This window comes from Burkholderia sp. BCC0506 (assembly GCF_902833145.1).
In the GTDB taxonomy this organism is placed as follows: Bacteria; Pseudomonadota; Gammaproteobacteria; order Burkholderiales; family Burkholderiaceae; genus Burkholderia.
The window spans coordinates 64,245-81,598 of sequence record NZ_CADFEN010000005.1; the positions used below are offsets into that span (position 1 = coordinate 64,245).

The window sequence follows — 17,354 nt, forward strand, 5'->3', positions numbered from 1 at the left end:
GCGGGCGCGTGCGCTCAGGCGGCGTCGCGCAACAGCGCGAGGCAGCGGCGCTTGATGTCGACGAACGCGGGCTCGATTGTGCTGTCGTCGGTACGGGGCCGCGCGAGCGGCACGCGAAGGTCGGCGACGATGCGCGCGGGCCGCGGCGACAGCATCAGGATGCGGTCGCCGAGAAACAGCGCTTCCTCGATGTCGTGCGTGACGAACAGCACGGTCGTGCCGATGCGCGACCAGATGTCGAGCAGCAGCGTCTGCATCATCCGGCGCGTTTGCGCGTCGAGCGCGCCGAACGGCTCGTCCATCAGCAGCACGCGCGGCCGGTTGATCAGCACGCGGGCGATCTCGACGCGCTGCTGCATGCCGCCGGAAAGCTGCGCGGGGTAGTGCGCACCGAAACCGCCGAGCCCGACGAGTTCGAGCAGTTCGGCCGCTTCTCGGCGGCGCTCGTGCGCGGGCACGCCTTTCATCTTCAACCCGAACGCGACGTTGTCGATCACGCGCTTCCACGGAAACAGCGTGTGCTGCTGGAATACGAGCCCGCGATCGGGATGCGGGCGGTCGACCGGTTCGCCATCGACGACGATTTCGCCGCGCGTGGCCGCGACGTGCCCGGCGAGCGCGCCGAGCAGCGTCGATTTTCCGCAGCCGGACGGGCCGAGCACGCAGACGAATTCGCCGGGCGCGATGTCGACGTCGAGCGCATCGAGCGCCGCGACGCGCGCATGCGGCGGGCCCAGTTCGATCGTCAATGCGCGCACGCCGACGCGACCGGCAGCGGGCGATGCGATGTCCGCGGTGCTCATCGCCGCCCTCCGCGCGGTGCGTACCACGGCGTGAGCGCCGCGCCGATGCGCTTGACGAGCAGGCTGCTGCCCATCCCGAGCAGGCCGATCAGCGCCATGCCGACCACGATGTCCGGGTAGTTCTGCAACGTATAGGATTCCCACGTGAAATAGCCGATCCCGTACTGGCCCGCGATCATCTCGGCCGTGACGAGGCAGAACCACGCGGTGCCCATCCCGATCGACAGGCCCGTGAAGATCGACGGCGCGGCGCCGGGCAGGATCACCTCCGCATAGAGCGCGAGGCCGCGCGTGCCGAGGCTGCGCGCGGTCGCGACGAGCCGCGGGTCGACCGCTTCGGCGCCGTGCACGGTGTTGAGCAGGATCGGAAACAGCGCGCCGACGAACGTGATGAACATCATGCTCAGCTCGGACGACGGAAACATCAGGATCGCGAGCGGAATCCACGCGACGGCCGGAATCGGCCGCAGCATCTCGAGCGGCGGCAGCAGCGTGTCTTCGAGCGCGCGATAGCGGCCGATCGCGAGGCCCAGGCCGATGCCGGCGAGCGCCGCCGCGACGAAGCCGGCCAGCACGCGCGTGAGGCTCGCGAACAGGTGCATCGGCAGCTTCGGCGATTGCAGGAACGAGGCCAGCGCGGGCCCGACGTCGGCCGGCGCGGGCACGTTCGCGAACGTGACGATGCCGAACGACAGCCGCCAGTGGACGGCCGCTTGCCACAGCGCGATGCACGAGACGAGCGATGCGATCCGCCACGCGCGGCGGCGCATCGGTGTCGGGCGGTGGCGTGCGGCGGGATGCGGCGAAAGGGCGCCGTCGGTGCGCGGTGCGTCGGTGGGGCGGCGTTTGACGAGGTCGAGGGTGGCGGCCATGCGGGAGTCCGGTGTCGACGAATGGAAAGAGGCGGGCGTGCGACGTTCAGCGTGCGGCGAGCGCCGGCGCGGTGACGGTCTTCGCGGCCGCATAGTCGACCACCGCGCCCGATACCTGCTGCGCGTACGCGTCGGCGCCCGACCTCAGCAGGAACGCGGTCAGCGCGCCGTGCGCGTCCTTCACGTACCACGCCTGGTCGGCGAACAGCTTCAGGCCGCTCGCATGGTCGTGCACGAATACCGCGCGCACCTTCGCGGCGGGCCCGAGCTGGCCGAGTGCCGCAAAGGCGGCCGCGGGGCTCGCATAGTGGCGCACGGCTGCGTCGCCGGCGAGCCAGACCTGCGCGACGTCGTTGAAATCGCGGATCGGCTTGCCGGTCGCCGCATCGTTCGCGACGAGCGGTTGCTTGCCGTAGTGTTTCAGCGCCGCGTCGTAGTCGAGCCCCGACGCCTTGAACGCCGCGCGGATATAGCGATCGTCGACGAACGTCGCGGGGTCGGGCGCGGTGTCGGTCTTCTTCAGCAGCTTCAGCGTGTCGATGGCCGTCGCGACCGCTTGCCGGTATTCGGGCTTCCAGGTCAGGTCGCGGGTCTGGATGCCGAGCGGCCCGTGATACAGGTAGTCGACCGGCGCCTCGATGCCGGTGACCTTCTCGATCAGCAGGCTGTACTTTTCCGGGTTCTGCGCGAGCAGGCGGTTCGCTTCGATCGCGGCGCGCAGGTAGGCGACCACGATTTCCGGATAGCGCTGCGCATAGTCCGCGTCGACGAGCGCGCCGTGGAAGGTCGGCGCGTGGGTCTGCGCGCCGTCGTAGATCTTGCGCGCGATGCCGCGGTACGGGAACAGGTCGGCGAACGGCACGAAGTCCGCATGCGCGTCGATCCTGTTCGCCTTCAGCGCGCTGCCGGCCACTTCCGGCGCCTGCGTGACGATGTTCACGTCGGTGTCGGGGTTCCAGCCCTGGGCCTTGATCGCGCGCAGCAGCATGCCGTGCGCGGTCGACGCGAACGGTACCGAGATCGTCTTGCCCTTCAGGTCGGCCAGCCCGCGCACCGTCGAATTCGACGGGACGACGATCCCGTTGCCGCTGCCGTCGATACTGCCGTCGAGCACGGTGATGAACACGCTGCGGCGGCCGGCCTTGCGGAACGCGGCGCCGTTCAGCGCACCGGGGAAATCGGCCATCGCGCCGAAGTCGAGCTTGCCGGCGACCATCTCGTTGGTCAGCGGCGCGCCGGACGTGAAATCCTTCCACTGGACGTCGTACTTCACGTCCTGGTACTCGCCGGTGTGCGGCAGGTATTTGTCGAGCAGATGCAGTTCGCGGATCAGCAGGCCGCCGGTCGCGCAGTTGATCGTCGTGTCCTGCGTGCCGATCGCGACGCGGATCGTCTCCGCATGCGCGAAACCGGCGGCCGCGACCGCGAGCGACGCGGCGAGCAGGCGGAACATCCGTAGCGTGGTGTTCATGTGTCGTGAGTCCGGTAGTGGGAAAGCGGGGCGCGGGTTGGCGCGCCGTGTCAGCGCAGCAGGTAAGGGATGTCGACCTTGACCGCGCCGGTGGGGCAGTCGCGCTCGCACGGCATGCAGTACCAGCATTCGTCGAACTGCATGTAAGCCTTGCCCTTGGTGACGTCGATCGCGAGCAGGTCGAGCGGGCACACGTCGACGCACACGGTGCAGCCCTTGTCGGCGATGCACAGCGACTCGTCGATCGTCACGGGCGCGCTGCTGCGCTGGAAGATGTCGTGCGGGGTATGGGGCATGGCAGGGGTCCTCAAAGGGCGGCCGCGAGCGCGGCCGGTTCGCGGATGCGCAACTGCGCGTAGGCGCCGCGTTCGTCGTCGGCGAGCGGCACGACGTACGGTTCGACCGGTCGCTTCTCGCTGCGCATCGCGCCTGCCGCGTCCTTGCGCAGCCACGTATGGCAGAACCATTCGGCGTCGTTGCGATGCGGAAAGTCGACGCGATGGTGGTACAGCCCCCAGCGGCTCTCGGTGCGGAACAGCGACGCGCGCGCGGCCATTTCGGCGCAGTCGCGGATCGCGCGCACTTCGGCCGCCCGCATCAGCTCGTGCGGGTTGTCGGCCTTGATTTCTTCGATATCCTCAGTAATTCCGTCAAAACGTTGCAGCCCGATTTCCATCTTGCGCGTCACCTTCGGCGGTTGCAGGTAGTCGTTCACCATCCGGCGCAGCTTGTACTCGACCTGCGCCGGCGCGAGGCCGCGCTCGCGCAGCAGCGGCGCGAACACGCGGGTGCGCTCGGTATCCACCTGTTCGTCGTCCACCGGCGCGTGGTCGCGGCCGGCCACGTAGTCGGCCGCGTTCTGCCCGGCGAACCAGCCGTACGTGAACGCGCCGAGCATGTAGTTGTGCGGAACGGCCGCCATGTCGCCGGCTGCGTACAGCCCCGGCACGGTCGTCTCCGCGCGTGCGTTCACGTACACGCCCGATGCGCTGTGGCCGCTGCACAAGCCGATCTCGGAGATGTGCATCTCGACCATCTGGCTGCGGTAGTCGGTGCCGCGCCCCGCATGGAAGCGGCCGCGGCTCGGCCGTTCGTTCGTATGCAGGATCTGCTCGATGGTCTGGATCGTTTCTTCCGCGAGATGGTCGAGCTTCAGGAACACGGGACCGTTGCCGCTTTGCAGTTCCTGGTAGAACTCCCACATCATCTGGCCGCTCCAGTAGTCGCATTCGATGAAGCGTTCGCCCTTGCCGTTCGCGGTGAAGCCGCCCAGCGGTCCCGTCACGTACGCGCACGCCGGGCCGTTGTAGTCCTTGATCAGCGGGTTGATCTGGAAGCATTCGAGGTTCGCGAGCGCGGCGCCCGCGTGATAGGCCATCGCGTAGCCGTCGCCCGCATTGGTCGGGTTCTCGTACGTGCCCATCAGGTAGCCCGATGCCGGCAGACCGAGCCGGCCGGCCGCGCCGCAGCAGAGGATCACGGCCTTCGCGCGGATCACGTGGAAGTCGGCCGTGCGGCAGTCGAAGCCGAGCACGCCGCTCGCGCGGCCCTGCGCGTCGGTCAGCACGCGCGTCGCGACGATGCGGTTCGTGATCGCGATGCGCGCACGCTTCAGTTGCCGGTACAGCACCTTCTTGATGTCGTGTCCTTCCGGCATCGGCAGCACGTACGAGCCCATGTGGTGGACCTTCTTCACCGCGTAATCGCCGGTGCCGTCCTTCTCGAACTTGACGCCCCAGCGGTCGAGCTGCTCGATCGTCGTGAAGCTGTGCGTCGCGTACGCGTACACGGCTTCCTGGTCGACGATCCCGTCGTTGGCGATCGTGATCTCGCGCGTGTACTGCTCGGGCGTCGCGTGACCGGGGATCACCGCGTTGTTCAGGCCGTCCATTCCCATCGAGATCGCGCCGCTGCGTTTCACGTTGGCCTTCTCGAGCAGCAGCACGCGCAGGGACGGATCGCGCTCCTTCGCCTTGATGGCCGCCATCGGGCCGGCCGTACCGCCGCCGACCACGACGATGTCGTATTCGTGCACATGGGTGTTCATCGCGGGTTCCTTGCAGGTTTGCGCGCCTTCTGCCGGTCGACGCGCAACCGGTACTGGAAGGCGTCGCCGCGGAAATACAGGTATTCGTAGTCGATCGGCGCACCCGACGCGTCGTGCGTGAGGCGCTCGATACGCAGCACGGGGCTGCTTTCCTCGACGTGCAGCGCGTCGACGATTTCGTCGTCCGCGAGGATCGCGTCGATCGACACGTCGGCATGGCCGAGCGGGATGCCGCAGTCGTTCTCCAGGATCAGGAAGATGTCGCGGGTCGCGAGATCGGCGCCCGCGAGGCGCTTGCCGAGCGCTTCCGGCACCCAGGTCTGTTCGAGCGACACGGGTTCGCGGTTCAGCAGCCGCACACGATGGATCTCGACGAGCGGCGCGCCTTCGGGCACGTTCAGCTTCGTCGCGAGATGGCGGTCGGCCTTCACGGTGCGCAGGCTGCGCAACTGGTTGACGATCTCGTAGCCCATCGACGACATCGCCTCGGCGAACCCCTGCAACGACGTCACGTTCTGGAACGCCTTCGGCTTCGACACGAACGTGCCCTTGCCGTGCAGCTTGAACAGCAGGCCCTCCTTCTGCAGGTCGCCGAGCGCCTGGCGCACCGTGATGCGGCTCACGTCGAACATCGCGCAGAGTTCGTGCTCGGACGGCATCCGGCTGTGCGGCGCATAGGTGCCGTCGAGAATGCGCGCGCGCAGCATGTCCTTGATCTGCACGTAGAGCGGGGCCGCGGACAGCGGCACGACGTTGGGTGGGGGCATGGGTCAACTTGTTATGACAAGATGGAGCGAGTGTAGCCAGCGCGATGGCGGGCCCCAACCAACTATTTCTGATTTCGAATTTCCCGTTCCGGCAAAGCGGGGCGACAGGGTGACGGGCGGCCGGGCGGGCGCGTGATCCGGCCCTTGCGAGCCGCGCGGGATCGTCGACAATCAAAACCGCGGTCTCATGCGTCGCGCATGTCGATTTCCCGATGCGTCGCCCGTCGTGTCGATATCGACCGGGCAGCGCCGCGCCATCCGGCCGGCACCGGTTTCCCGAATGGCGCAACGAACGAGGAGAGGCCACATGACACGCCACATGTCGAATTCCCGATACCGCTGGGTGATCGTCGCCGCGGGCGGCCTGATGGGCTGCGTCGCGATCGGCGCGATGTTCTCGTTACCGGTCTTCCTGCGGTCCATCGCGCGCGAGACGGGCTGGTCGATGACCGGCATTTCCGCCGCGATGACGCTCGGCTTCATCGCGATGGCCTTCGCAAGCATGGCGTGGGGCAGCCTGTCGGACCGCGTCGGCACGCGGCCGGTCGTCGTCGCGGGCGCCGTGCTGCTGTCGGCGAGCCTGGCGCTGGCGAGCCGCGCCCCGTCGCTGCTCGTGTTCCAGCTGACCTTCGGCCTCGCCGTCGGCAGCGCGACCGCCGCGATATTCGCGCCGATGATGGCGTGCGTGACCGGCTGGTTCGACACGCACCGCAGCCTGGCGGTGTCGCTGGTGTCGGCCGGCATGGGGATGGCGCCGATGACGATGGCGCCGCTGGCCGCCTGGCTCGTATCAGTGCGCGACTGGCGCACGTCGATGCTGCTGATTGCCGCACTGGCGGCCGTCGTGATGATTCCCGTGTCGCTGCTGGTGCGGCGGCCGCCCGCGCTTGACGCTGCGCCGGCGCACGCAGTGCCCGCGCCTGCGCCCGCCGGCGCGCCCGCCGCGATGTCGGTCGCCGATGCGTTGCGCTCGCCGCAGTTCATCGTGCTCGTGCTGACCAATTTCTTCTGCTGCGCGACGCATTCGGGCCCGATCTTCCATACGGTCAGCTACGCGGTGACCTGCGGGATTCCGCTGATCGTCGCGGTGTCGATCTACAGCGTCGAAGGGCTCGCGGGCATGGGCGGCCGGATCGCGTTCGGGATACTCGGCGACCGTCTCGGCGCGAAACGCATGCTGGTGGCGGGGCTGCTCGCACAGGCGCTCGGCGCGCTCGGCTACTACTTCGTGCGCACGCTCGACGGCTTCTACGCGGTCGCGACGTTGTTCGGCTTCATCTACGCGGGCGTGATGCCGCTGTATTCGGTGCTCGCGCGCGAGAATTTTCCGCTGCGGATGATGGGCACCGTGATCGGCGGCTGCGCGATGGCCGGCAGCCTCGGAATGGCCGCGGGCCCGGTCGCCGGCGGCCTGATCGTCGATGCATTCGGCAGCTACGGCTGGCTGTACGTCGGATCGTTCGCGATCGGGATCGGCGCGTTCCTGATCGCGACGCTGTTCCGTCCGTTCGCGAAAGCGCGCCCGGAAACGGTGGCGGCGTAGTCGGGCAGGGGGGCGGCGTTTTCGCCGGTTCGGGCGGGGTGGCGCCCGCCTGGGCGCGGATAAAGAAGGTCCGGACATCGTCTCCGTTTTGGGGCCTCGGCCGGCGCTTTGCCTGCTGCGGCGCAGCAGAGCGGCAACCGACGGCGATCGCCGCGCATGCGCGGCGATTCGGCCCCTAAAAACGCAATATCGAGCATGTATTCGAAGGGCCTGTCATACCGGCGTCACCCTGCTAGAATTCGGCCTGCCGCATTGTTCCGATTGACTGATGAGATTGCTTGACGCCCTGGTCGAACAACGTATCGCCGCCGCCGCCGCGCGGGGCGAGTTCGACGATTTGCCGGGTACCGGCGCGCCGCAGGCGCTGGATGACGACCTGCTCGTGCCCGAGGAGGTGCGGGTGGCCAACCGTATCCTGAAGAACGCAGGCTTCGTGCCGCCGGCCGTCGAGCAACTGCGCGCGCTGCGCAACCTGCACGACGAAGTGCAGGCGGTCAGCGACCGTGCCGCGCGTTGCCGGCTGCAGGCGAAGATCCTCGCGCTCGACATGGCGCTCGAATCGCTGCGCGGCGGCCCGATGGTGATGCCGCGCGACTACTGCCGGCGCATCGCGGAACGTCTGTGCGAGCGCGGGCTCGACGAAGCGCCCGCCGAAGCGGGGCCGATGTGACGTCCGACGCGCTGCACGACGCAGCCCGCTCGGCTACCGCCCCGGCCGCTGAACCCGCCGCCGATTCCCCCGTTCAGGAAAGCGCGCCCGTATCGGCGCGCGACCTGCATTTCATGCGTCTTGCGCAGGCCGCCGCCGAAGAGGCGCGCGCGGCCGGCGAAGTGCCGGTCGGCGCGGTGCTCGTGCGCGGCGACGAAGTGATCGCACGCGGCTTCAACCATCCGATCGGCGGGCACGACCCGTCCGCGCATGCCGAAATGGCCGCGCTGCGCATGGCCGCGCAGCATCTGCGGAATTACCGGATGCCCGGCTGCGAGCTGTACGTGACGCTCGAGCCGTGCCTGATGTGCGCCGGCGCGATCATGCACGCCCGCATCGCGCGGGTCGTCTATGGCGCGGCCGACCCGAAGACGGGCGCGTGCGGCAGCGTGATCGACGCATTCGCGAATCCGCAGCTCAACCACCACACCGAAGTGACCGGCGGCGTGCTGGCCGACGAGTGCGGGGCGGCGCTGAAGTCGTTCTTCGCCGAGCGTCGTCGCGCATTGCGCGAAGCACGGCTCGCCCGCGACGCCGAATCCGGCGCGTCATAGGTGCCTTCCGGCGCGCCCGTCGTACCGGCCGTGCACCGTTGTCGTGAACCGGACACGGTTCGGACCCTCTAAGCAGGTTTGACGATCCCGATACTTTCGCCATGTCCTTCCAGCCCGCCGCGTCCTACACCATCCGCCTGCTGGCGCCGTCCGGCTATCCGCACGACCCCGACGCGATCAACCGCGCGCTCGAGCGCCTGAGCACCGCGCAGCAGCGCATCGAGAACATCGAGGCGACGCAGCGGCGCTTCCAGCGTTTCGGCGGCACCGACGGCGAGCGGGCGGGCGACCTGAACCGCCTCGCCGATCCCGAGCGGCCGCTGCCGGACATCGCGCTCGCGGTGCGCGGCGGCTACGGCGCCGCGCGCATCCTGCACGGGCTCGACTATCGCGGGCTCGAGCGCCGGCTGCGCGACCAGCCGATCGCGCTCGTCGGCCACAGCGACTTCACGGCGATCCAGCTGGCGCTGTACGCGAAGGCGCGCATCAAGACGTTCGGCGGCCCGATGCTGTCGGCCGATTTCGGCGCCGAAACGCCGAGCGACTTCACGATGCAGCATTTCTGGCAGACGCTGACGCAGCCGAGCACGACCATCGTCGCCGACGCGCCGCAGGCGCAGACGGTGAACGTGACCGGCACGCTGTGGGGCGGCAACCTGGCGATCCTCACGTCGCTGGTCGGCACGCCGTACATGCCCGACATCGAGGGCGGCATCCTGTTCATCGAAGACGTCAACGAGCAACCGTTCCGGATCGAGCGGATGATCTATCAACTGCACCTGTCGGGGCTGCTCGCGCGCCAGCAGGCGCTCGTGCTCGGCCAGTTCACCGGCGCGCGGCCGTTCGAGTACGACAACGGCTACGACATGCAGGCGATGATCGACCAGGTGCGCGCGGTGATCGGGATTCCGGTCGTCACGGGGCTCCAGTTCGGCCATGTGCCCGACCTGCTGACGTTGCCGTTCGGTGCGCAGGCGCAACTGGTCGCGAATGCGCACGGGTTCCGGCTCACGTTGTCCGACTATCCGCATCTCGGCTGATGCCGGTGCGAATCGATCGAAAGGCGGGTTTCCCGCCTTTTTCTTTATGTAATCACGCAACTAACGGTCCATATTTCTCGTCGATGCCCGTTCGATTTCCGCCCGGTTGTGCACCATTTTTGTCAACAAAACGACCGGGCGGGCATAAGGCGAGAAGGGCCGCGATCGTACCCGTCAGGCTTGTCGTGCATGGGTTTTGTGCGCATTGCACCGAATGTGGACGCGCCGTTGCACGCCGATTGTGCGAAATCCTGCAAAAGAATTGTTGACAATCTTTATGTCCGCCCTAGGATGAGGACCATCACACGATGCAGATCATGAACGAGCCCGATTCTCCTCCGTCCGGCGCAGCCGGTCCCGAAGCGATCGCCGAACGGATCCGCACCGCGATCCTCGAGCATCGGCTCGCGCCCGGCGCGAAGCTGACGGAGGCGCAGCTCTGCGAGGTGTTCGGCGTGAAGCGCGGGACGATCCGCCAGGCGCTCGCGCAGCTCGCGACCGACAAGCTGGTCGACCTCGAGCCGAATCGCGGCGCATTCGTCGCGAGCCCGACGCTGCAGGACGTGCACGAAGTGTTCGAGATGCGGCGGATCATCGAGCTGGCCGTGGTCGAGCGGCTCGCGACCGGCCCCGGCGCCAGGCGGCTGAAGGGCGTCGCGGCGCTGATCGACAAGGAACGCAAGGCGTTCGAGCGGCACGACTTCGCGGCATGGATCCGGCTGTCGGGCGAATTCCATACGGCGCTTGCGACGCTGATGGGCAATGCGACGCTCAGCGAGTGCCTCGAAGGGCTCGTCGCACGTTCGACGCTGATGTCGGCGCTGTACGAATCGCACGGCCGCAGCCCGTGCTCGTGCGACGACCACGACGAGATCCTCGCGGCGCTGGAGGCGGGTGATTCGAAGCAGGCGGTGACGCTGATGGCGCGCCACCTGCAGCATGTCGAACTGAAGATGCTGGACCGGCCCGCGCAAGGGCAGGTCGATTTGCGCGAAGTGTTCGGCGGCGCCTGAGCGGCGACGCGAACCCGGCCGCGCGCCACACGACGAGCGCAATGCAGGCCTGCGGCATTTGCCGCGGGCCGCGGGTCCGACTCCGGGCGATGATCCGGAGCGATATCGATGACGGTGGAGCGGCCTTCCGGCCGCGTCAAGGAGAAGTCATGGCTCAGTTCAGTGTGGCGCACGACAGCGCCTATCCGGCGGAAGAAGGTGGCGAGGGCGGTGGTCCGGCACTGCCGGATGGTTATAGCGAACGTCTGTACAACGAAGATTTGGCACCCCTGAAAAATCAGACATGGGGCTCGTACAACATCTTCGCGTTCTGGATGTCGGACGTGCACAGCGTCGGCGGCTACGTGTTCGCGGGCAGCCTGTTCGCGCTCGGGCTGACGAGCTGGCAGGTGCTGATCGCGCTGATCGTCGGCATTGGCCTCGTGAACGGATTGTGCAACCTGATCGCGCGGCCGAGCCAGCAGATCGGCGTGCCGTATCCGGTCGCGTGCCGCGCGACGTTCGGCGTGCTCGGCGCGAACGTGCCGGCCGTGATCCGCGGGCTGATCGCGATCGCGTGGTACGGCATTCAGACCTATCTCGCGTCGAGCGCGCTCGTGATCGTCGTGCTGAAATTCTTCCCGCAATGGCTGCCGTATGCGGACGTGCATCGCTACGGCTTCCTCGGGCTGTCGGCGCTCGGCTGGGCCGGCTTCATGCTGCTGTGGGTGCTCCAGGCGTTCGTGTTCTGGAACGGGATGGAGACGATCAAGAAGTTCATCGACTTCGCGGGCCCGGCCGTCTACGTCGTGATGTTCATCCTCGCCGGCTACATGGTGTGGCGCGCGGGCTGGCGCAACATCGGCATCAACCTCGGCGGCGTCAAGTATCACGGCGCCGAAGTGATTCCCGTGATGATCACGGCCGTGTCGCTCGTCGTGTCGTATTTCTCCGGGCCGATGCTGAACTTCGGCGATTTCTCGCGCTACTGCCGCACGTTCGGCGACGTGAAGCGCGGCAATTTCTGGGGGCTGCCGGTCAACTTCCTCGCGTTCTCGCTCGTCACCGTGATCACGACCGCCGCGACGCTGCCCGTGTTCGGCCAACTGATCACCGACCCGGTCGAAACGGTCGGCCGCATCGACCATCCGACCGCGGTGATCCTCGGCGCGCTGACGTTTACGATCGCGACGATCGGCATCAACATCGTCGCGAACTTCGTGTCGCCCGCGTTCGATTTCTCGAACGTCGCGCCGCGGCTGATCAGCTGGCGCGCGGGCGGCATGCTCGCGGCCGTCGCGTCGATCTTCATCACGCCGTGGAACCTGTTCAACAACCCGGCCGTGATCCACTACACGCTCGACGTGCTCGGCGCGTTCATCGGCCCGCTGTACGGCGTGCTGATCGCCGACTTCTACCTCGTCAAGCGCGGCCGCCTCGTGCGCGACGACCTGTACACGATGTCGGAAAGCGGCAGCTACTGGTACACCGGCGGCGTGAACCGCCGCGCGCTCGTCGCGCTGCTGCCGGCCGCGGTGATCGCGGTGGTCTGCGTGATGGTGCCGGGCTGGCAGGCGCTCGCGAACTTCTCGTGGTTCATCGGCGCAGGGCTCGGCTTCGTGTTCTACCGGCTGCTTGCGGGCGCGAAGGCGAACGCGAAGGCGTAAGGAGCGTGCGATGAAGATCCGACTGATCAATCCGAATACGACGCAGCGGATGACCGACGCGATGGGCCGCTGCGCGCGCGAGGTCGCGGCCGCCGGCACGGAGATCGTGGCCGTGAGCCCGTCGATGGGGCCGCCGTCGATCGAAGGGTATTACGACGAGGCGCTCGCGACGCCGGGGCTGCTTGCCGAGATCGCGCAGGGCGAGCGCGACGGCTGCGATGCGTACGTGATCGCGTGTTTCGGCGATCCGGGCCTGTACGCCGCGCGCGAGCTCGCGCGCGGGCCGGTGATCGGCATCGCCGAGGCCGCGATGCATGCGGCGAGCGTGCTCGCGCCGGGCTTCTCGGTCGTCACGACGCTCGCGCGCACCTGCGGGATGGCGTGGCACCTCGCGGAGCGCTACGGGATGAAGCGGTTCTGCCGCAACGTGCGCGCGACCGACGTCGCGGTGCTCGAACTCGACCGGCCCGGCTCGGCCGCGCGCCGGATCATCGTCGACGAATGCCGGCGCGCGCTCGACGAGGACGGCGCCGACGCGATCGTGCTCGGCTGCGCGGGGATGGCCGAATTCGCGCACGAGATCGAACAGCAGATCGGCGCGCCGGTGGTCGAGGGCGTCACGGCGGCCGTGAAGTGGGCCGAGGCGCTCGTCGCGTTGCGCCTCGCGACCGCGAAGCGCGGCGACTACGCGCGGCCACTGCCGAAGCGCTACGACGGCGCGTTCGCCCGCTTCAGCCCGCCGGACGGGGAGGCGGCGGAACCGGCGCCGAATTTGCCGCAACCGCACATACACACCGTCTGACACGCACTATCTGCGCCGCTGTATGGGCGCGTATGAACGTTTTCGCTACACTGGGCCGTCATCGCACCGGCTTGTGCGGCCGGCCTCCGGGCACCGCGCAGCCGATGCGAACCCATTATTTCAGCCCGCTCATTCAGCCTGTTTTCGTTGCACTTCGAACCATGCCACTCGATCCCAACTATCCTCGCGACCTGATCGGCTACGGCCGCCATCCCGTTCAGGCGAACTGGCCGGGACGCGCCCGCGTCGCCGTGCAATTCGTGCTGAACTACGAGGAGGGCGGCGAGAACTGCGTGCTGCACGGCGATCCGGGCTCCGAGCAGTTCCTGTCCGAAATCGTCGGCGCGGCCGCGTATCCGGACCGCCACATGAGCATGGAGTCGATCTACGAATACGGGTCGCGGGCCGGTGTGTGGCGCATCCTGCGCGAATTCGAGAAGCGCGGCCTGCCGCTGACGGTATTCGGCGTCGGCATGGCGATCGAACGACATCCGGAGCTCGCGCGCGCGTTCGTCGAGCTCGGCCACGAGATCGCGTGCCACGGCTGGCGCTGGATCCACTACCAGAGCATGACGCCGGAGCTCGAAGCCGAGCACATGCGCCTCGGGATGGAAGCGATCGAGCGCGTGACGGGCGAGCGTCCGCTCGGCTGGTACACCGGCCGCGACAGCCCCAATACGCACCGCCTCGTCGCCGAATACGGCGGCTTCCTGTACGACTCCGACAACTACGGCGACGACCTGCCGTTCTGGATGGACGTCGAGGTGTCGGGCGGCCGCACGACGCCGCAACTGATCGTGCCGTACACGCTCGACACGAACGACATGCGTTTCGCGACGCCGCAGGGCTTCAACACCGGCGACCACTTCTTCCAGTACCTGCGCGACGCGTTCGACGTGCTGTACGCGGAGGGCGACGAAGCGCCGAAGATGCTGTCGATCGGCATGCACTGCCGGCTGCTCGGCCGGCCCGGCCGGTTCCGCGGGCTGCAGCGGTTCCTCGATCACATCGAGCAGCACGATCGCGTTTGGGTGACGCGCCGTGTCGATATCGCGCGGCACTGGCGCGAACATCATCCGTATCAGCCCAATCATCGAAACGAAGGGAAAGCATGAAGGCGATGCGTTACACGTTGGAGCAACTGAACACGATGGCGCCGAGCGGATTCGTCGCGGCGCTGTCGGGGATCTTCGAACATTCGCCGTGGGTGGCCGAGGTCGCCGCGGGCAAGCGGCCGTTCGCGAGCATCGACGCGTTGCACGAGACGATGTCGGATGCGGTGGAGACGGCCGGCGAGGCGCGCCAGCTCGCCCTGATCAACGCCCACCCGGAACTGGCCGGCAAGGCCGCCGTGCGCGGCGAGCTGACGGCCGAGTCGACGCGCGAGCAGAGCGGCGCGGGCCTCGACCAGTGCACGCAGGAAGAATTCGACAAGCTGCTCACGCTGAACCGCACGTATCGCGAGAAGTTCGGCTTTCCGTTCATCCTCGCGGTGCGCGGCTACGACCGCCACGGCATCATCGCGAACTTCGAGTCGCGCGTGAACCATTCGCGCGCCGAGGAGCTGCGCACGAGCCTCGACCAGATCTACCGGATCGCGCGCTTTCGCCTCGACGACCTGATCGACGCCTGACGCCGCCGCCTGACACCGCAATACGGCCTGCTGCGTCGCAGCGGCCCGATCGCCTCACTGAAACAAGGAAACATCATGGCTGTTCCGCTTCTCGATCCGAACGCACCCGATTTCACGCGGCGCTACGTGAATCTTGCCGACCCGCGTCTCGGTGCGCAGGCGCTCGAGGCCAGCGACGAATTCTTCGCGCCGAAGGACCGGATGCTGAACCCCGAGCCGGCCGTCTTCATTCCCGGCAAATACGACGACCACGGCAAGTGGATGGACGGCTGGGAAACGCGCCGCAAGCGCACGACCGGCTACGACTGGTGCATCGTCAAGCTCGCGCGCCCGGGCGTGCTGAAGGGTTTCGACATCGACACGAGCCACTTCACCGGCAACTTCCCGCCGGCCGCGTCGATCGAGGCCGCGTTCGTGGCCGACGGCGCGCCGACGCACGCGACCGAGTGGGTCGAGGTCGTGCCGTCGACGACGCTGCAGGGCAACAGCCACCATTACGTCGAAGCGAGCGATGCCCGCGCGTTCACGCACCTGCGCGTGAACATCTACCCGGACGGCGGCATCGCGCGCCTGCGCGTGTACGGCCAGCCGCAACTCGACTGGGCCGGCGCGAGCGCGACCGAGCAGTTCGACCTCGCGGCGATGGAAAACGGCGGTTACGTCGTGGCGGCGAACAACCAGCACTTCGGCGTCGCGTCGAACCTGCTGCTGCCGGGCCGCGGCGTGAACATGGGCGACGGCTGGGAAACCCGCCGCCGCCGCGAACCGGGCAACGACTGGGCGATCATCGCGCTCGCGCAGCCGGGCGTGATCCGCAGGATCGAAGTCGATACCGCGTTCTTCAAGGGCAACTATCCGGATCGCTGCTCGATCCAGGCCGCCTATGTGTCGGGCGGCACCGACAGCTCGCTGATCACGCAGTCGATGTTCTGGCCGGTGCTGCTCGGCGAACAGAAGCTGCAGATGGACAAGCAGCACGACTTCGAACGGGAGATCGCGTCGCTCGGCCCCGTCACGCACGTGCGACTGAACATCATTCCGGACGGCGGCGTGTCGCGCCTGCGTTTGTGGGGGACGCTCGACAAATGAAGACGCTCGCCATCGAACCGCTGACCAGGGAAGCCTTCGCGCCGTTCGGCGACGTGATCGAAACGGAAGGGGCGAAGCAGATCCCGATCAATCTCGGCACGACGATCCGCTTTCACGATCTCGCGAAAGTCGACGTGACCGACGAAGGCGGCCGCCCGCTCGTCAACCTGTTCCGCGGCCAGCCGCGCACGCTGCCGTTCGAAGTGAAGATGCTCGAGCGCCATCCGCTCGGCAGCCAGGCATTCGTGCCGCTGAACGACCAGCCGTATCTCGTCGTCGTGGCACCGGCGGGCGATCTCGATCCGGCGAAGATCCGCGCGTTCGTGACCAGCGGCTGGCAGGGCGTCAACTACGCGAAGGGCGTGTGGCATCACCCGCTGATCGCGCTGGGCGGCGTCAGCGACTTCATCGTCGTCGATCGCGGCGGCGATGGCCTGAACCTGAACGAGCAGGATCTGCAGGAGTCGCTGTGGCTCACCGAGGATGCACTGGATGCGGTGACGGCCTGAGTCCGGCTGATCGCCCGTCCGTCGAAACCCGCGCGATTCGCGCGGGTTTTTCATGTGCGCTCGCTTGCGCGCGCATCGAGGCGACGCGGCCTTGCGGGTATCGCGCGAACCATGACCGCCGCACCGCCGGTTCGTGACCGGCGCATGCTGCGCCATCGCACGCAGCGCCCGCGCACGTGAACCTGATCGCCGTTGCATGCCGTCGCAAACGGCGGCGCGGTGCCGGAGTGCGCCCACGGACGATCCGCCCATCGTCGTGTTGCACGGCTGGCTCGCGGACGAAGTCGCGATGGTGCGCGTGTAGTGCGTGCTATCGTGCCTGCATCGTCACCATCCAACGCCCGGTTCCGGGCGTGATCTTGCAATGAGCCAGCCTGAAAACGATCTCGCGGTCCTGCTGCGTACGATGCAGCCCGAACTGCATCCGGGCGCGGTCGCGTTCATCGCGCTGTCGCACGATGCCGACGTATCGTTATCCGAAGCGATCGCGACGTTTCGCGAAGCGGAAGGGCTGACGGTCGTGGTCGATGTGGAGACGGCCGCGCGTCGCAACTGGCCCGTGCTGTTCCGCGCCGCGTGGATTACGCTGACCGTGCATTCCGACCTCGCGGCCATCGGCCTCACGGCCGCATTCGCGCGGGCACTCGGTGCGGCGGGCATCAGCTGCAACGTGATGGCCGCCGCGTACCACGATCACATCTTCGTGCCGTTCGACGACGGCCCGCGCGCACGCGATGTACTTGTCGCACTGCAGCGCGACGCGATGCGCGACTGACGCGCAAAGGGCGTTTGGAGCAGGCAAAAAAAACGGGCCCGTCACCGGGCCCGCGAACGGAGAGGGTGGCGCCGGCGAATG

The 17,354-nt window shown here is 67.8% G+C and carries 18 protein-coding genes; 12 read left to right on the top strand and 6 right to left on the bottom strand.

All coding sequences use genetic code 11. The features are described from left to right. Positions 1–14: 14 nt before the first annotated feature. Genes HWX62_RS12820 through HWX62_RS12845 form a run of 6 tightly spaced genes read right to left on the bottom strand, consistent with a single transcriptional unit; the run spans position 15 to position 5,960 of the window. Positions 15–803, bottom strand: a complete 789-nt coding sequence (locus HWX62_RS12820; protein WP_175928878.1) for an ABC transporter ATP-binding protein — start codon at positions 801–803, stop codon at positions 15–17. Further along, positions 800–1,675 (bottom strand): ABC transporter permease, encoded by an 876-nt coding sequence (locus tag HWX62_RS12825; protein WP_175928880.1) that lies wholly within the window; start codon positions 1,673–1,675, stop codon positions 800–802. The genes HWX62_RS12820 and HWX62_RS12825 overlap by 4 nt, the downstream gene beginning before the upstream one ends. A 46-nt stretch (positions 1,676–1,721) precedes the next feature. Then, entirely contained in the window at positions 1,722–3,146 is a 1,425-nt protein-coding gene (locus HWX62_RS12830) for an ABC transporter substrate-binding protein (protein WP_175928882.1), read from the bottom strand. A 50-nt stretch (positions 3,147–3,196) separates the two neighbouring features. Beyond that, entirely contained in the window at positions 3,197–3,442 is a 246-nt protein-coding gene (locus HWX62_RS12835) for a ferredoxin family protein (protein WP_006490846.1), read from the bottom strand. An 11-nt stretch (positions 3,443–3,453) separates the two neighbouring features. Beyond that, on the bottom strand, positions 3,454–5,193 hold the full coding sequence (locus HWX62_RS12840; protein WP_175928883.1) for a fumarate reductase/succinate dehydrogenase flavoprotein subunit: 1,740 nt from the start codon (positions 5,191–5,193) through the stop codon (positions 3,454–3,456). Then, on the bottom strand, positions 5,190–5,960 hold the full coding sequence (locus HWX62_RS12845; RefSeq protein ID WP_175928885.1) for a GntR family transcriptional regulator: 771 nt from the start codon (positions 5,958–5,960) through the stop codon (positions 5,190–5,192). Before HWX62_RS12845 ends, HWX62_RS12840 begins: the two co-directional genes overlap by 4 nt. Positions 5,961–6,279: 319 nt before the next feature. On the opposite strand from HWX62_RS12845, the gene HWX62_RS12850 reads away from it, so the two are divergent. From HWX62_RS12850 to HWX62_RS12905, 12 genes are all read left to right on the top strand, one after another. Next, a complete protein-coding gene (locus tag HWX62_RS12850; protein WP_175929282.1) occupies positions 6,280–7,503 on the top strand; it encodes an MFS transporter in 1,224 nt (407 codons plus the stop codon). A 268-nt stretch (positions 7,504–7,771) separates the two neighbouring features. Next, complete coding sequence (locus HWX62_RS12855) at positions 7,772–8,173, top strand: DnaJ family domain-containing protein (protein ID WP_012328731.1); 402 nt, start codon at positions 7,772–7,774, stop codon at positions 8,171–8,173. Then, the gene (gene tadA, locus HWX62_RS12860) at positions 8,170–8,766 is read left to right on the top strand and encodes a tRNA adenosine(34) deaminase TadA (protein WP_175928886.1); all 597 of its coding nucleotides are present in this window, start codon (positions 8,170–8,172) and stop codon (positions 8,764–8,766) included. Before HWX62_RS12855 ends, tadA begins: the two co-directional genes overlap by 4 nt. A 101-nt stretch (positions 8,767–8,867) precedes the next feature. Then, positions 8,868–9,806, top strand: coding sequence for a muramoyltetrapeptide carboxypeptidase (gene ldcA / locus HWX62_RS12865; RefSeq protein WP_175928888.1), 939 nt, complete (start codon positions 8,868–8,870; stop codon positions 9,804–9,806). A gap of 308 nt (positions 9,807–10,114) precedes the next feature. After that, positions 10,115–10,819: a GntR family transcriptional regulator gene (locus tag HWX62_RS12870; RefSeq protein ID WP_175928890.1), complete on the top strand. Its 705-nt coding sequence runs from the start codon at positions 10,115–10,117 to the stop codon at positions 10,817–10,819. A gap of 149 nt (positions 10,820–10,968) precedes the next feature. Next, positions 10,969–12,465 (top strand): NCS1 family nucleobase:cation symporter-1, encoded by a 1,497-nt coding sequence (locus HWX62_RS12875; RefSeq protein WP_175928892.1) that lies wholly within the window; start codon positions 10,969–10,971, stop codon positions 12,463–12,465. Positions 12,466–12,475: 10 nt separating this feature from the next. Continuing rightward, the gene (locus HWX62_RS12880; protein ID WP_175928894.1) at positions 12,476–13,267 is read left to right on the top strand and encodes an aspartate/glutamate racemase family protein; all 792 of its coding nucleotides are present in this window, start codon (positions 12,476–12,478) and stop codon (positions 13,265–13,267) included. Positions 13,268–13,428: 161 nt separating this feature from the next. Further along, a complete protein-coding gene (puuE, locus tag HWX62_RS12885; RefSeq protein ID WP_175928896.1) occupies positions 13,429–14,382 on the top strand; it encodes an allantoinase PuuE in 954 nt (317 codons plus the stop codon). Beyond that, positions 14,379–14,900, top strand: coding sequence for a 2-oxo-4-hydroxy-4-carboxy-5-ureidoimidazoline decarboxylase (gene uraD, locus HWX62_RS12890; RefSeq protein WP_175928898.1), 522 nt, complete (start codon positions 14,379–14,381; stop codon positions 14,898–14,900). Before puuE ends, uraD begins: the two co-directional genes overlap by 4 nt. 75 nt (positions 14,901–14,975) lie before the next feature. Continuing rightward, on the top strand, positions 14,976–15,989 hold the full coding sequence (alc, locus tag HWX62_RS12895) for an allantoicase (protein WP_175928900.1): 1,014 nt from the start codon (positions 14,976–14,978) through the stop codon (positions 15,987–15,989). Then, positions 15,986–16,498, top strand: a complete 513-nt coding sequence (locus tag HWX62_RS12900; protein WP_175928902.1) for an ureidoglycolate lyase — start codon at positions 15,986–15,988, stop codon at positions 16,496–16,498. Before alc ends, HWX62_RS12900 begins: the two co-directional genes overlap by 4 nt. 364 nt (positions 16,499–16,862) lie before the next feature. Beyond that, positions 16,863–17,273, top strand: a complete 411-nt coding sequence (locus HWX62_RS12905) for an ACT domain-containing protein (RefSeq protein WP_175928904.1) — start codon at positions 16,863–16,865, stop codon at positions 17,271–17,273. Positions 17,274–17,354 lie beyond the last annotated feature (81 nt).